The organism is Porphyrobacter sp. MBR-49 (assembly GCF_053628655.1).
In genome coordinates this window covers 59425-73557 of sequence record NZ_JBRJGU010000005.1, presented here as the reverse complement: position 1 = coordinate 73557, position 14133 = coordinate 59425, and the positions used below count along the sequence as shown (strand labels likewise).

At 63.9% G+C, this 14133-nt stretch carries 12 protein-coding genes; 7 read left to right on the top strand and 5 right to left on the bottom strand.

Annotated features, from left to right (window positions below; genetic code table 11):
• Window positions 1-2: 2 nt before the first annotated feature.
• The 6 genes from ACSSV3_RS08305 to ACSSV3_RS08280 are packed head-to-tail and all read left to right on the top strand — an operon-like array spanning window position 3 to window position 7314.
• Window positions 3-1172: an XrtA/PEP-CTERM system-associated ATPase gene (locus tag ACSSV3_RS08305; protein ID WP_354324410.1), complete on the top strand. Its 1170-nt coding sequence runs from the start codon at window positions 3-5 to the stop codon at window positions 1170-1172.
• Window positions 1173-1175: 3 nt separating this feature from the next.
• A complete protein-coding gene (locus ACSSV3_RS08300; protein WP_354324412.1) occupies window positions 1176-2126 on the top strand; it encodes an XrtA system polysaccharide deacetylase in 951 nt (316 codons plus the stop codon).
• Window positions 2123-3184, top strand: a complete 1062-nt coding sequence (locus tag ACSSV3_RS08295; RefSeq protein WP_354324413.1) for a FemAB family XrtA/PEP-CTERM system-associated protein — start codon at window positions 2123-2125, stop codon at window positions 3182-3184. The genes ACSSV3_RS08300 and ACSSV3_RS08295 overlap by 4 nt, the downstream gene beginning before the upstream one ends.
• Entirely contained in the window at window positions 3184-4404 is a 1221-nt protein-coding gene (locus tag ACSSV3_RS08290; RefSeq protein ID WP_354324415.1) for a TIGR03087 family PEP-CTERM/XrtA system glycosyltransferase, read from the top strand. The genes ACSSV3_RS08295 and ACSSV3_RS08290 overlap by 1 nt, the downstream gene beginning before the upstream one ends.
• Window positions 4394-5404 carry an exosortase A gene (gene xrtA / locus ACSSV3_RS08285; RefSeq protein ID WP_354324417.1) on the top strand — a complete coding sequence of 337 codons (1011 nt, stop codon included), beginning with the start codon at window positions 4394-4396 and terminating at the stop codon, window positions 5402-5404. The genes ACSSV3_RS08290 and xrtA overlap by 11 nt, the downstream gene beginning before the upstream one ends.
• Window positions 5405-5415: 11 nt before the next feature.
• A complete protein-coding gene (locus ACSSV3_RS08280) occupies window positions 5416-7314 on the top strand; it encodes an XrtA/PEP-CTERM system amidotransferase (RefSeq protein ID WP_354324419.1) in 1899 nt (632 codons plus the stop codon).
• A gap of 4 nt (window positions 7315-7318) precedes the next feature.
• Here ACSSV3_RS08280 and zapE read toward each other — a convergent pair whose 3' ends face one another.
• The 4 genes from zapE to ACSSV3_RS08260 all read right to left on the bottom strand — a co-directional run bounded on the left by zapE (window position 7319) and on the right by ACSSV3_RS08260 (window position 10112).
• Entirely contained in the window at window positions 7319-8440 is a 1122-nt protein-coding gene (gene zapE, locus ACSSV3_RS08275; RefSeq protein WP_354324422.1) for a cell division protein ZapE, read from the bottom strand.
• On the bottom strand, window positions 8437-8898 hold the full coding sequence (locus ACSSV3_RS08270) for a PaaI family thioesterase (protein ID WP_354324424.1): 462 nt from the start codon (window positions 8896-8898) through the stop codon (window positions 8437-8439). Before ACSSV3_RS08270 ends, zapE begins: the two co-directional genes overlap by 4 nt.
• Before the next feature lie 4 nt (window positions 8899-8902).
• Window positions 8903-9694 carry a succinate dehydrogenase iron-sulfur subunit gene (locus ACSSV3_RS08265; protein WP_354324524.1) on the bottom strand — a complete coding sequence of 264 codons (792 nt, stop codon included), beginning with the start codon at window positions 9692-9694 and terminating at the stop codon, window positions 8903-8905.
• Between the two features lie 127 nt (window positions 9695-9821).
• Window positions 9822-10112: a hypothetical protein gene (locus ACSSV3_RS08260; protein ID WP_354324426.1), complete on the bottom strand. Its 291-nt coding sequence runs from the start codon at window positions 10110-10112 to the stop codon at window positions 9822-9824.
• Window positions 10113-10218: 106 nt separating this feature from the next.
• Between ACSSV3_RS08260 and ACSSV3_RS08255 the strand changes: the two genes are divergently transcribed.
• Entirely contained in the window at window positions 10219-10851 is a 633-nt protein-coding gene (locus ACSSV3_RS08255; protein WP_354324428.1) for a class I SAM-dependent methyltransferase, read from the top strand.
• 57 nt (window positions 10852-10908) lie between these two features.
• Here the strand turns inward: ACSSV3_RS08255 and ACSSV3_RS08250 are convergent, their stop codons facing one another.
• Entirely contained in the window at window positions 10909-13704 is a 2796-nt protein-coding gene (locus ACSSV3_RS08250; RefSeq protein WP_354324429.1) for an Rne/Rng family ribonuclease, read from the bottom strand.
• Between the last annotated feature and the right edge of the window lie 429 nt (window positions 13705-14133).

The window sequence follows — 14133 nt, the reverse complement described above, 5'->3', positions numbered from 1 at the left end:
CCATGTATGAACAATATTATGGGTTTAGCGAGCGGCCTTTCCAGCTTACGCCCGATCCGCAATTCTATTTCGAAAGCACCAGCCACAAGAAGGCGATGAGCTATCTTGGCTATGGCCTGTCGCAAGGTGAAGGCTTCATCGTCATTACTGGCGAGGTCGGCGCGGGCAAATCGACGCTGGTGGCGCATCTGATGGAACGGATCGACCCGGCGGCGCTGACCGTGGCGCAGGTTGTGACCAGCGCGCTCGATGCGGACGAAGTGGTGCACGTCGTCGCGCAGGCATTCGGGCTGGCGGTTGAAGGGCAGGACAAGGCCAGCGCATTGGGCGCGATTGAACGGTTCCTGCAGGACGAAGCCCGCGCGGGACGGCGATGTCTGCTGGTGGTCGACGAATGCCAGAACCTTGATCTGAGCGCGCTTGAAGAACTGCGGATGCTCTCCAACTTCCAGCTCGGTTCGCACCCGCTGCTGCAAAGCCTGCTGCTGGGCCAGCCGGAATTCCGCCGCACGGTTGCGCATCATCCCGATCTGGAGCAGCTGCGCCAGCGGATCATCGCCTCGCACCATCTCGCACCGCTGGATGCGGACGAGGTTGAACATTACGTGCGCCACCGGCTGATGCATGTCGGCTGGAGCGAACGTCCCGGCTTTGCAGAAGGCCTGATCGACGCGCTCTATCGCCGTACGGATGGCATCCCGCGCAGGGTCAATCAGGTGATGAACCGCCTGCTGCTGCTCGGCGCGATCGAGGAACGCGGCGAATTGACGCTGGCGATGCTGGATGAGGTGATGGCGGAAATGGCTGCGGATCAGACCCGCGGCGCGCAGGGCAACGCGGGCGATCTGAGGGCAGCCCCGGCTGCGACTGCCGTGCCTGACTGCCCCGACAGCCTGCCCGCCACCGAAGTCGCCGCGCTGCTTGCCGCCCGTGATGCGCGCACCGCCGAACTTGAGGCCGCGATCAGCGAATTGCAGGCCGCCGGGACGGGTCAGCGCGATGCAGCGGGCGATCCGCTCTCACCCGACGACGCGCGCATAGCCGAAGCCCAGCTTGCAGAAGCGCTCGAACGGATCGAGGCGCGGCTGGAGGAGCAGGAACAATCCTTCCGCCACGTGCTGACCATGCTGATCGAATGGCTTGAGGAAGACCCGTCGCGCGAGGCGGCGTGAACCATGAACGCTCCGTTTCACCCCTTACCCGATCCTGATCCGGAGGTGCAGACCCCGGTAATCCCATCAATCGTCAATGGCTTGTCGGTTGATGTTGAGGATTGGTTTCAGGTCGGCGCGTTCGAAAACGTGATCGCGCGCGGCGAGTGGGAAAGCATCCGCACGCGGGTGGAAGACAATGTCTATCGGGTGATCGATCTGCTTGCCGAGGCTGATGTCAGGGCGACCTTCTTCACGCTTGGCTGGGTGGCGCAGCGGCATCCGAACATGATCCGCCGGATTGCCGATGCCGGGCACGAACTTGCCAGCCATGGTTATGATCATGCGCGGGTGTTCACCCTTGATCGCCCCGCCTTTGCCGAGGATATCCGCAAGGCGCGCGAAATCATCGAGGATTGCGCTGGCGTGGCGGTGACAGGGTATCGCGCGCCGAGTTTTTCGATCGACCACCGCACCCCCTGGGCGTTCGCTGAACTGGCCGCGCAGGGCTATGCCTATTCGAGCAGCGTCGCCCCGGTGGCGCATGATCACTATGGCTGGCCTGAAGCCCCGCGCTTTGCGTTCCGCCCGTTGTCGTGGTCATCGCTGGTCGAACTGCCGGTGACCACCGCGCTGCTGGGCGGCAGGCGCGTGGCGGCGGGCGGCGGCGGGTTTTTCCGGGTGCTGCCCTATGCCTTTTCGCGCTGGGCAATCCGGCAGGCCAACCGCGAGGAGGGCCGTCCGGCGGTGTTCTATTTCCACCCGTGGGAAGTCGATCCCGATCAGCCGCGTATGCCGCACGCGCCGATGCGATCACGCCTGCGGCACTATACCGGGCTTAGCCGGATGGCGGGCAAGCTGCGTGAGCTGGTGAATGAATTTCGCTGGGGCCGGATGGACATGATCGCCCACCGCGAATCCGCGCGCGCCGGGGAACTGGCACCGCTCAATCCGCCTGCGGATCACGCCGTATGAACGCGCCGTTGAATGCCGCGCCAAGCCTGCGCATGGCCGATTTTGGCGATGCGAAGGACGTGCGCCGGATCGAGCGTTTCGTCAACGAAGCGCGCGCCAGCCTGTTCCACCGCCCGGCATGGCTCAAGGCGGTCGCGGCGGGCACAGGGCAGCGCGCGGCGGGCATTGTCATCGAACGGATGGGCATCATCACCGGCTGGCTCCCGCTGACCGAAGTTCGCTCGCCGCTGTTTGGCAAGGCGCTGGTATCGAGCGGGTTCGGGGTCGGCGGCGGGATTTGCGCTGGCAGCGATGAAGCGGCGCGTGCGCTGGCTGAGGCTGCGGCGTGCTATGCGCGGCGCGCAGGCTTTGCGGCCATCGAACTGCGCGGCGGGCCGATCCCCGATGGCTGGAGCCAGTGGAGCGACAAGCATTGCGGGTTTGAACGCGCGCTGGCTGACAATGACGAGGCCGAACTCACTGCCATCCCGCGCAAGGCGCGCGCCGAAGTGCGCAAGGGGCTGGGCTTCGGCCACCGCGTCACCATCGGGCGCAGCATGGCTGATCTGGCCGCGCATTACGCCTGTTACAGCGCAAGCGTGCGCAACCTTGGCACCCCGGTATTCCCGCGCGCGCTGTTTGCCGCGATGCTGGAAGCCTTTCCGGGAAGCAGCGACATTCTTACCGTGTGGGACGGCGATACCCCGCTCGCCAGCGTGCTCAGTTTTTACCACGATGGCGCGGTGATGCCGTTCTGGGGCGGGGGCAGCCACGCCGCCCGGCCCGCGCGCGCCAATGAGCTGATGTATTACGAATTGATGCTCCACGCGCGGCGGCAAGGCATGGAGCGGTTCGATTTCGGGCGTTCCAAAACCGGCAGCGGGCCGTTTGCGTTCAAGAAGAACTGGGGCTTTGTCCCGCAACCGCTGACCTATGGCGCATGGGCGGCTTTTGGCGCGGCGGCGCGCAATATCAATCCCACCGACGCCAGCTATTCCCGCAAGATTGAATTGTGGAAGAAGCTGCCACTGCCGGTCGCCAATACAATAGGGCCGTGGATCGCGCGCGGGCTCGCGTAATGGGGGAAATCCTGCTCCTCACCCACCGCGTGCCGTTCCCGCCGGATCGCGGCGACCGCATCCGTTCGCACCATTTACTCAAGGCGCTGGCGCGGCTTGGCCCGGTGCACGTCGGATGCTTTTCCGATGGAGACAGGGCGGGGGAGGCGGCGCTTGCGCAAGTTGCCGCGTCGCACTGCATCGTCCCGCGCACCAAACCGCTGGCGCTCGCCGGGATTGAGGCGGTGTTGGCGGGCAAGCCGGTCAGCCTCACCGCGTTCCACAGCCGCAAGCTTGCAGCATGGGTGCGAGCGACAATCGCCGATCGCAACATCACCGCCATCACCGTGTTCTCCGGCCAGATGGGGCAATATGTCCCGGCTGACTTTGCGGGCCGGGTGATGATCGACCTGTGCGATGTCGATAGCGCCAAATTTGCCAGCTATGCCGAAGCGGGCGAGCGGGTGTGGCTCAATGCGCGTGAGGCACGGCTGCTTTCTGCCGAGGAACAACGGCTCGGCCAGCGCGCCGATGCGACGCTGCTGATTTCCGAGGCGGAGGCGGCGCTCTATCGCAGCCGCCTTGCCGACCCGGCGCGGGTGAATGTGCAGGTAATCGGCAACGGGATCGACGCTGCGTTTTTCGATCCTGCCAAGGTCACCCCGCACCCGATCATCGCAGGTCTGCCGGGGCCGCATTTCGTCTTTACCGGGCAGATGGATTATCGTCCCAATGAACAGGCGGCGCTATGGGTAATCGAAGCGCTGATGCCGAAACTGCGCGCGCTTTACCCCGCCGCAATGTTCCATATTGTCGGACGCAATCCCACTGGTAAGCTGATGGCGCACCACGGCACCCCCGGCGTGCAGGTGTGGGGCGAAGTGCCCGACGTGCGCCCGTTCCTCGCCGCTGCCGACATGGTGCTCGCCCCGCTGCTGATCGCGCGCGGGGTGCAGAACAAGGTGCTCGAAGCGATGGCTATGGCGCGCACGGTCGTGCTGACCCCCGACGCTTCTACGGGAATTGCGGCTGAGGACGGCGCGCAGTGGATCATCAGCCCGCCCGATCCTGATGCCATGTGCGCCCGGATCGCGCCGCTGCTGGCCGCCCCTGATGCGCGAGCGCAAATGGGCGCGGCGGCGCGGCAATTCGTGCTCGATCAACATGGCTGGGATGCGATGCTGGCACCACTTGCGGGGCTTGTCGGCAGGGGCGGGGAGGGTGCGCGCCATGCCGCCTGAACCTGCCGCTCTGCCCGCAAGCGCCGCCGCCCGGTTTGATCGCATTGCGCCCGCGTGGCGCACGCCGCTGCTGGCTCTGGCTGCGGCTTGGATAACGCTGATCGCGGCCACCGCGCCTAGCTGGGGTGAGATGCTGCATCAGTGGTGGAATATCGACACCTATAACCATTTGCTGTTGGTGCCGTTCATTATCGGCTGGCTGGTGATGTTGAAGGCGGGCGAGCTGGCGCGGATTACCCCGCAGCCGTTCCTCCCCGGCCTTGCGCTGGTCGCCGCAGCGTTGGCGCTGTGGTGGGCGGGGCGCGCGGCTGACATCAACTTGATCGCCCATGCCGGGGCGGTTGGCGCGGTGCAGGCGGCGGTGCTCACCGTGCTTGGCTTGCGCGCATCGGCCCTGCTGGCGCTGCCACTGGCGATGGGGGCGTTTCTGGTGCCGTTTGGCGACGAGATCATCCCGCCGCTGCAATTCATCACCGCCGATATCACCGTCGCGCTCACCCGCTGGAGCGGGGTGCCTGCCAGCATTGAAGGCATTTATATCAACACCCCCGCCGGGCTGTTCATCGTCGCCGAGGCCTGTTCGGGGGTGAAGTTTCTGATTGCGATGGTGACTTTGGGCGTGCTGGTCGCCTTCACCCGCTTTGCCAGCTGGCGGCGGCGGGCCGCTTTCCTTGCCGCCTGCATCATCATTCCGATCCTCGCCAACGGGGTGCGCGCCTGGGCGACGGTTTATATCGCGCAATATGTCGGGGCCGAGGCTGCGACCGGGTTCGATCACATCGTCTATGGCTGGATATTCTTCGCCGTCATCGTCGCCGCGTTGCTGGCGGGCGCTTGGCGGTTCTTTGAACGCGAGCCGGAGGACTATGGCTGGACGGCTGACGCGCTGACCACTTGGCACTGGCTGACCCGCGCCGAAGGCCTCAACATCGCGCCGACTGTGCCCGCGTTGGTGATCGCAGGCATGGCCGCGATTGCTGCGCTGGCCGCCATGCTTTAGGCCCGCGCGCTATGTGCGGAATTGCCGGGATCTTTCATGCCGAAACTCCCAAGCCGGTTGATCCGGCGCGGGTAGAACGGATGTGCGATGCGCTCGCCCATCGCGGGCCGGATGGGGCAGGCGTGTGGACCGATCACGGCGTCGGGCTGGGCCACCGCCGCCTCTCGATCATCGACATCGCCGGATCGCCGCAGCCGATGCATTCGGCAGACGCGCGCGCGGTGATCGTGTTCAACGGCGAAATCTACAATTTCCGGGAGCTTCGCAGCGAGCTGGAGCAGGCCGGTTTCACCTTCCGCACCAATGGCGATACCGAGGTGATCCTCGCCGCGTGGCAGCGCTGGGGGCCGGATTGCCTTGCGCGGCTCGACGGGATGTTCGCTTTCGCGCTGTATGACCGGGATAAACGCCAGCTGTTTCTGGCGCGGGATCGCTTTGGGGTGAAGCCGCTGTTTCTGGCGCACCTGTCGGACGGCAGCATCGCCTTCGCCTCGGAACTGAAGGGCTTGCTCGCGCACCCACTGCTGCGCCGCCGGGTCAGCCCGCAGGCGATTGAGGCCTATATGACATGGGGCTATGTCCCCGATAGTCATTCGATCCTGGCAGGGGCAGAAAAGCTTCCGGCAGGGCATTTTCTTTCGCTTGAACAAGGCCGTGCGCCGGGCCGTCCGCGGCGCTGGTATGACATCGACTTCACGCAGCGCGAACGTGGGAGCGAGGCCGATCTCTCCGCACAGCTCGTCCACCGCCTGCGCGAAGCGGTGCGGTCGCGCATGGTGGCCGATGTGCCATTGGGCGCGTTCCTTTCAGGCGGGGTGGATTCGTCCGGGGTTGTCGCCTTGATGAGCGAGGCGAGCAGCCAGCCGGTGCAGACCTGTTCAATCGGCTTCGATGTCGCCGCCTATGATGAAACCAGCTACGCCCGCCGCGTCGCCGCGCGGTTTGGTGCGGATCATCAGGAACGTATCGTCGCGACCGATGATTTTGGCGCGATTGATACACTCGCCGCGATGTTTGATGAACCCTTCGCCGATGCCTCGGCGCTGCCGACATGGCGGGTGTGCCAGTTGGCGCGTGAACGGGTGACGGTGGCGCTATCGGGTGACGGCGCGGATGAGGCCTTTGCCGGATACCGGCGGCAGGTGTTCCACCATCATGAAGAACGCGCGCGCCGCGTGCTGCCTGCCGCATTGCGTGCACCGTTGTTCGGCACGCTGGGGAGGGCATGGCCAAAAGCCGATTGGGCACCGCGCCCGCTGCGCGCCAAGGCGACGCTGCTGGCGCTCGCTGAAAGCGGCGAGGCTGGCTATGCACGCGGGCTTTCCGTCACCACGCCAGAGGCGCGCGCCGCGCTTTATTCCGACAGCTTTACCGCCAGCCTCGGTGGGTTTCGCGGCGAGGATGAGCTGATCGCGTTGATGCGCAATGCGCCGGGCCGCTCGGGCCTCGACCGCGCGCAATATGCCGACCTCACCTTCTGGATGCCCGGCGATATTCTCACCAAGGTTGATCGCACCAGCATGGCGGTCAGCCTTGAGGCGCGCGAACCGCTGCTCGATCACCGCCTAGTGGAATTCGCCGCGCGCCTGCCCGAGGGGATGCGGGTGAAGGGCGGTACCGGCAAATATCTGCTCAAGAAATCGCTCGAACGCTATCTTCCGCAGGACATTCTCTACCGGCCCAAGCAGGGGTTTGTGACCCCGATTGCCGAATGGCTGCGCGGGCCATTGGCGGGTGCGGCGCGGGGGATTGCCAGCAGTCCCGCTATCGCACAGTCCGGGTTCTTTGATCCGCAAGCCGTTGCTGTGATGGCCGAAGCGCATATCGCGGGCCGCGCCGATCATTCGCGCAGCCTGTGGCAATTGCTGATGCTGGAAAAGTCGCTGTCGCAGCTTGGGGTAAGCGGCTGAGAGTTTACCCCTCAGCCCCGTGGCCCATCGCCATATATTCATCGGACTGCATTTCATTCAACCGGCTTACCGTGCGTTCAAATTCAAACGCCCCATCGCCCGCCTGATACAACGCCTCCGGCTCGGCGGCGGCGGTGGTGAACAGCTTCACGCGGTGTTCGTAAAGCGCATCGATCAGCTTGGTGAAACGGATCGCCTCGTTGCGGTTCTCCGGCCCCATCTTCGGAATGCCGACGAGGATCACCGTGTGAAACGCCCGCGCAATCGCGAGATAATCCGCCGCGCCGCGGTTTTCGCCGCACAGCTTCTTGAAGCTGAACACGCCCACGCCCTTGAGGCATTTTGGCACAAACAGGGTGCGCCCGCCGCCCAGATCGAGTGCGCCGCTAGGCACATGGGCCGCGTCTTCCGGTTCAAAGTCGGTCAGGCGGAAAAACGCCTCACGCACCTGCGCGGTCGCCGCATCGCCCATCGGCGTGTGCCAAGTTGCCAGCCCGCCTATCCGGTCGAGCCGGTAGTCGGTCGGGCCGTTGAGGCTCAGCACGTCCATGCGTTCCTCGACGAGCGCGATGAACGGCAGGAACAATGATCGGTTGAGGCCGTCTTTGTACAGGTCGCGCGGCGGACGGTTGGAGGTGGTGACGATCACCGTGCCGCTTTCCATCAGCGCGCCGAAAAAACGTCCCATGATTGCGGCATCGGCAGTATTGGTGACGACCATCTCGTCGAAGGCGAGACAGCGCAGACCTGCCGCCATGTCTAACGCGACGGACAGCAGCGGGTCTTTGCGCTCGGCCTTACGCGCTTCGGCGATGCGGCGGTCGACTTCGAGCATGAAGGCATGGAAATGGACGCGGCGCTTGGCGGTGATCGCCAGCGTCTCGACGAACAGGTCCATCAGCATCGATTTGCCGCGCCCGACCCCGCCCCAAAGGTAAACACCGCGCGGTTCGGGCGTTGCGGCGGAGGTGCCGGTCAGCCGCGCGAACAAACCCTGCTTGGGCGGGGGCGCCTCTAACTCGCGTTGCAACCGGTCAAGCCGCTCGGCCGCCGCGCGTTGATCCGAATCGGCGCGCAGTTCTCCACTGGCAATCAGCGCTTCGTAGCGCGCGAGCAACCCGGTCACGCGCGCGGCTGCATCTTGCGCACGATGCCTGAGAAGGATGCGACGATATCGCCGTCCTGCTCCACCATCCCGCGCACGAACACCAGTTTGCCGGTTTCACGCACGATTTCGGTCACGGCGTCCAGCGGCCGCGTTGGATCGCCGCCACCGACGAACTGCGTCGAAAGTTCCAGCGTAACCGAAGGCCCGGCGTTCCCGCTGCCCAGCGTGTGCATGGTGGTGAACAGCGAGATGTCGATCAGCGACAACGTCACCGCGCCGTGGATTATGCCTTGCAGGTTTTCGTGATGGCGCTGCGGGAACATTCGAAGCCGAGCTTTTCCATCGGGATCAACGCGGGTGATGAGCTTGCCCATCACCGCGCCGTTGAACAGCGTCGGGTCTTTCAGGTTCCAGTGCCGCCAGCCGGGGTTGTCCGGGTCTGGCCCGTGCTCGAATACGTCGTCTCTCAATGTCACCGGATCAGATCGCCCGCTCAGCCAGCATCTTCTTGGTTTCGGCAATCGCCTTGGCGGGGCTTAATCCCTTGGGGCAGACATTGGCGCAGTTCATGATGGTGTGGCATCGATAAAGGCGGAACGGATCCTCCAGATCATCAAGCCGTTCGCCGGTCATTTCATCGCGGCTATCTGCCAGCCAGCGATAGGCCTGCAGCAGGATCGCCGGACCGAGAAACTTATCGCTGTTCCACCAATAGGACGGGCAGGCGGTCGAGCAACAGGCGCACAAGATGCATTCGTAGAGGCCATCAAGCTGTTCGCGCTGCTGCGGCGATTGCAGCCGTTCCTTGCCACTCGGCGTCGGGGTGACGGTTTGGAGCCACGGACGGATCGAGGCATATTGCGCGTAGAAATGGGTGAAATCGGGCACCAGATCCTTGATCACGTCCATACTGGGTAGCGGGGTGATGCGAATCTCGCCCTTCAGGTCTTCGATTGCGGTGGTGCAGGCGAGGCCGTTCTTGCCGTTCATGTTCATCGAACACGAACCGCAGATGCCTTCGCGGCATGAACGGCGGAAGGTCAGTGTCGGGTCAATCTCGTTCTTGATCTTGAACAGCGCGTCGAGCACCATCGGACCGCATTCATCAAGGTTGATTTCGAACTTGTCGTAACGCGGATTCTGGCCGCTGTCGGGATCGTAGCGATAGACCTTGAACGATTTCACCCGCCCCTTCCCATTGGCGCCTGATGCTTTGTGCACCTTGCCAGCGGGGCTGATTTTCGAATTCTTGGGGAGAGTGAAGGTCGCCATCATGTGATCCCGTTGTGATTTGCCCCCTATCTAACGTTTCATCACACGCTGGCAAGCGGGCCGTGCCTGCCATGTGTTGCAGGGTTTCGAACGGGGGTTGATTGGGGCGCGGCGATGCGCGCTGTCCCTAGTCGAACAGGCCCACGGCCAGTTCTGCCCAAACGATCAGGAATGCCAGAGCCGCCAGAACGATCGCGGAAAACCGGAGCAAGGGGGTGGCAAGCCAGTGGCAAGCCGTCTCTACCGCCATGCAAAGCGCGGCCAGCATCACGCCGAAGACCATGAAATCGCCCGCACCCCAATTGACCTCGCGCGTCACCAGCATCGCTGCGGCCGGAACCAGCAAAGCGGCTGCCGCCATGCCCCATATCAGCGGGTGGAACCGGAATGCGGGAATGGACGATGTGGTTGTGGTCATCGCCATAGGTTAGCACCTTCCCAGCGTGCTGACAGCGCAAATCGGCATTTCCCGATCTGCCATCGCCGCGCTAGGGTGGTGCCCTGCTGCCGAGGAAGGAAAACCCATGGGCCTCAAGAATTGGTACGAAGCGACGATCATGCCAAAGCTGATCACCTGCGCCTGCAGTCAGGGCCAGGTGATGAAGCGCCGCGCGGCGGTGGTGCCTTTGGCGCGCGGCGACGTGTTTGAGCTGGGCTGCGGGGGCGGGATCAATCACGAATTCTATGACCCGGCCGCGATCACATCCTATGCCGGGATTGATCCGCACGAAGGCCTGCTCGACAGCACCCGCGCGGCGGCTCAGGCCAAGGGCTGGGCGGCGGATTTGCGCGCGGCCAAAGGCGAGGCGATCCCGTTCGCCGATAGCAGTTTCGATTGCGTGGTATGCACCTTCACGCTGTGTTCGGTGGATGATCCGGCGCAGGTGACGCGCGAATTGCGGCGCATTTTGCGGCCCGGCGGGCAGGCGCTGTTCCTTGAACATGGCCGCGCGCCTGATGCAGGCGTGCGCCGCTGGCAGGAACGGATTGAGCCTGTGTGGAAGCAGCTTGCCGGGGGATGCCACCTGACCCGCCCGATCGCCAGCGCCTTGCAGGACGCAGGCTTTGCGGTGGAAACGCTGGGCGATGGCTATACCCCCAAAACGCCGCGCTTTGCCGGGTGGATGGAGTGGGGGATCGCGCGCAAGCTGGCGTGAAAAGGGCGGGAGAAGTTACCCTCTCCCGCCCGTTTTCTTCAAATAGGTGCAATCAGCTCATTCGCCAAAAGTACGCTGCCACCAGCCCCGGCGCGGTGTGCCATCGGCATTGGCAGCATCAACAGCTTGATCGGCTGCAGGCACTGCATCAGGCGCGGGCTGCGATACTTCTGTCACCTCTGCCGGAGCAGCGTCTGCGACCTTCGCCTTGCGTGGGGCGCGTTTGCGCTTGGGCTTTTCGGCCGCAGCTTCAACGGCTTCCTCAACCGCAGCAGCGGGTTCCGGCGCGGGCGCGGCTTCGGGTGCAGCTTCTGCCTCTGCCTCTGCCGCAGCTTCTGCCGCCAACATTGCCTTGGTCTTGCGCGGGGCGCGTTTGCGCTTGGGCTTTTCGGCGGGCGCTTCGTCCGCTGTCGGTGCGGCTTCGGCTTCGACGGACTCGGTCTCAGCCTCGACCACGGTCAGACCGTCATCGTCGCCTTCGGTTCCAGCCGTTTGTGCTTCGCCATTGGCGCCTTCACCTTCGCCGCCTTCATCCGAGCGACGCTTGCGACCGCGACCACCCCGGCGACGACGCTTTTTCGGACGGCCTTCTGCATCAGCGGCACCATCATCGCCGGATTCGCCCGCAGGCGCATCGCTGCGATCATCGGTGTCTTCGCCATTGTCGGCGTTTTCGCTGCTGTCTTCGGCCTCGTCGGACTCGCCTTCGACACCGTCTTCACGATCACCGCGACTGCGATTGCGGCCTCCGCGCCGACGACGGCGCTTCTTGCGGCGCGCGGCGTCATCTTCGCTCTCACTGGCTTCGCTGCGCTCCCCACTGCCGCGACGCTGGCGACGCTGGGGCGCTTCACGCTCTTCTTCTTCCTCCTCGAAATCGTCCTCGGGGAGATCTTCGTCCTCTTCATCATCGATGATCGGTTCAAACTTGGGAGCCTGTGACGGGCGCGGGCCTGCGCTCGACACGCTCATCTTGGCGCCTTCATCCTCGCCTTCGGGCACGACTTCGACCGTCACGCCAAAGCGTTGTTCGATCTCGACCAGATCGGCGCGCTTTTCGTTGAGCAGGTAGATCGCCGCTTCGGTGCTGGCGGCAAGCCGGATCAGCGTGCCTCTGCCCTTCGCGGCCTCGTCCTCGATCAGGCGCAGCGCCGAAAGCCCGGCTGATGAGGCGGTGCGCACCAGCCCGGTGCCGTCGCAATGCGGGCAGGAACGGGTGGTCGCTTCGAGCACGCCGGTGCGCAGGCGCTGACGGCTCATTTCCATCAGGCCGAAGCTGGAGATGCGGCCGACCTGAATGCGCGCGCGGTCGTTTTTCAGCGCGTCCTTCATCGCCTTTTCGACTTTGCGGACGTTGTTGGAGTAATCCATGTCGATGAAGTCGATCACGACCAGGCCGGCCATGTCGCGCAGGCGCAGCTGGCGGGCGATTTCCTTGGCCGCTTCAAGATTGGTGTGAAGCGCGGTCGCTTCGATCCCGTGTTCCTTGGTCGAACGGCCCGAGTTGATGTCGATCGACACCAGCGCTTCGGTCGGGTTGATGATCAGATAGCCGCCCGATTTGAGCTGCACCATCGGATCATACATCGCGCGCAATTGGTCTTCGGCGCCATAACGCTGGAACAGCGGAACGGGATCGGAATAGGCTTTCACCCGGCGCGCATGGCTGGGCATCAGCATTTTCATGAATGCCTTGGCCGATTTGTAGCCATCCTCGCCTTCGACCACGACTTCTTCGATGTCGCGGTTATAGATATCGCGGATCGCGCGCTTGATCAGGTCGCTGTCCGAATGGATCAACGCGGGGGCGACCGAGGCCAGCGTCTTTTCGCGGATTTCATCCCACACGCGGGCGAGGTAATCGAAATCGCGTTTGATTTCTGGCTTGGTGCGGCTCATCCCGGCGGTGCGCACGATCAGGCCCATGCTGCGCGGCAGCTTCAAGTCGGAAACCATGTCCTTCAATCGTTTGCGATCGCTGGTGGAGCTGATCTTGCGGCTGATCCCGCCGCCGCTTGTGGAGTTGGGCATCAGCACGGTGTAACGTCCGGCAAGGCTGAGGTAACTGGTCAGCGCCGCGCCCTTGTTGCCGCGTTCTTCCTTGACGACCTGCACCAGCAACACCTGACGGCGCTGGATCACGTCCTGGATCTTGTAACGGCGGCGCAGTTCCTGACGCTTGGCGCGAACTTCGTCGACCTGTTTGGCGCGGGTGCGGCCCGAACCATTGGCCCCACCATTGCCTTTTTCGCCGCCCTTTTCGCCCCGGCCACCCTGACGGCGGCGCCCGCGACGACCGCGGCCCCGATCCTGATCAGCACCCTCGGTGGTTTCATCGTCGGTGGTCTCATCGTCGCTGATTTCGTCGTCAGAACCGTCATCGTCCGACGCGCCGCCTTCAAAGGTGGCGACGTCATCCTTGTCGGAGGTGTCGACTTCCTCAACGCCATTTTCAGCAAGGTCTTCGGCGAGCGCTTCGCCGCTTTCGTCCTCGGCGTCGTATTCGTCGCCGGGGGAAATGCCTTCGTCTTCTTCCTCAGCGCGCAGGCGCTCTTCTTCTTCGGCGGCTTCGGCGTCTTCGGCCAGCAGCGCGTCACGATCCGCCTTGGGGATCTGGTAATAATCGGGGTGGATTTCGCTGAAGGCGAGGAACCCGTGGCGATTACCGCCAAAATCGACAAACGCCGCCTGAAGCGATGGTTCGACCCGCGTTACCTTGGCGAGATAGATATTGCCTTTGATCTGCTTGTGTTCAGCAGATTCGAAATCGAATTCCTCAATCCGGTTGCCTGTAAGAACCGCCACCCGGGTTTCTTCCGGGTGGCGCGCATCGATAAGCATGCGCGTTGACATTGAATATTCTCCAAGCGCCCGGCCTTGCCCGCAATGGGGCATCAAGGGGGCGCGCATTGTTTGGTGAACCGGCACGGTTCAAGACCACGCCGGGGTTGGTAGCCGCGCCTGATCCACCACGGGATAGGCCAATAGCGAAGGGCGCGAAGTTCGTGTCTGCTGCAACGCAACTGCGGCGTGGTGGTAAACCTTGGGCCGCGCTTTGGTCCATCGCACCGCCAGCGAGCGAAACGCGCGCTGTGCTGGTGGGTGGGGAAAAGCGTTTCGTCACTGCATCAACCTGTTGTGAACCGGGAGCCGGAGTAAAAAGGGCGTCCGGTAGTCAGAGAGCGAAGCGGTCAGGCACCAAGGCACCATGTTGCAACCTCTCTGATCGAAGCGCTAGCACTGTGGGGCAAACCCCGCAACTCTATTGCGTTTCGCAGTCGC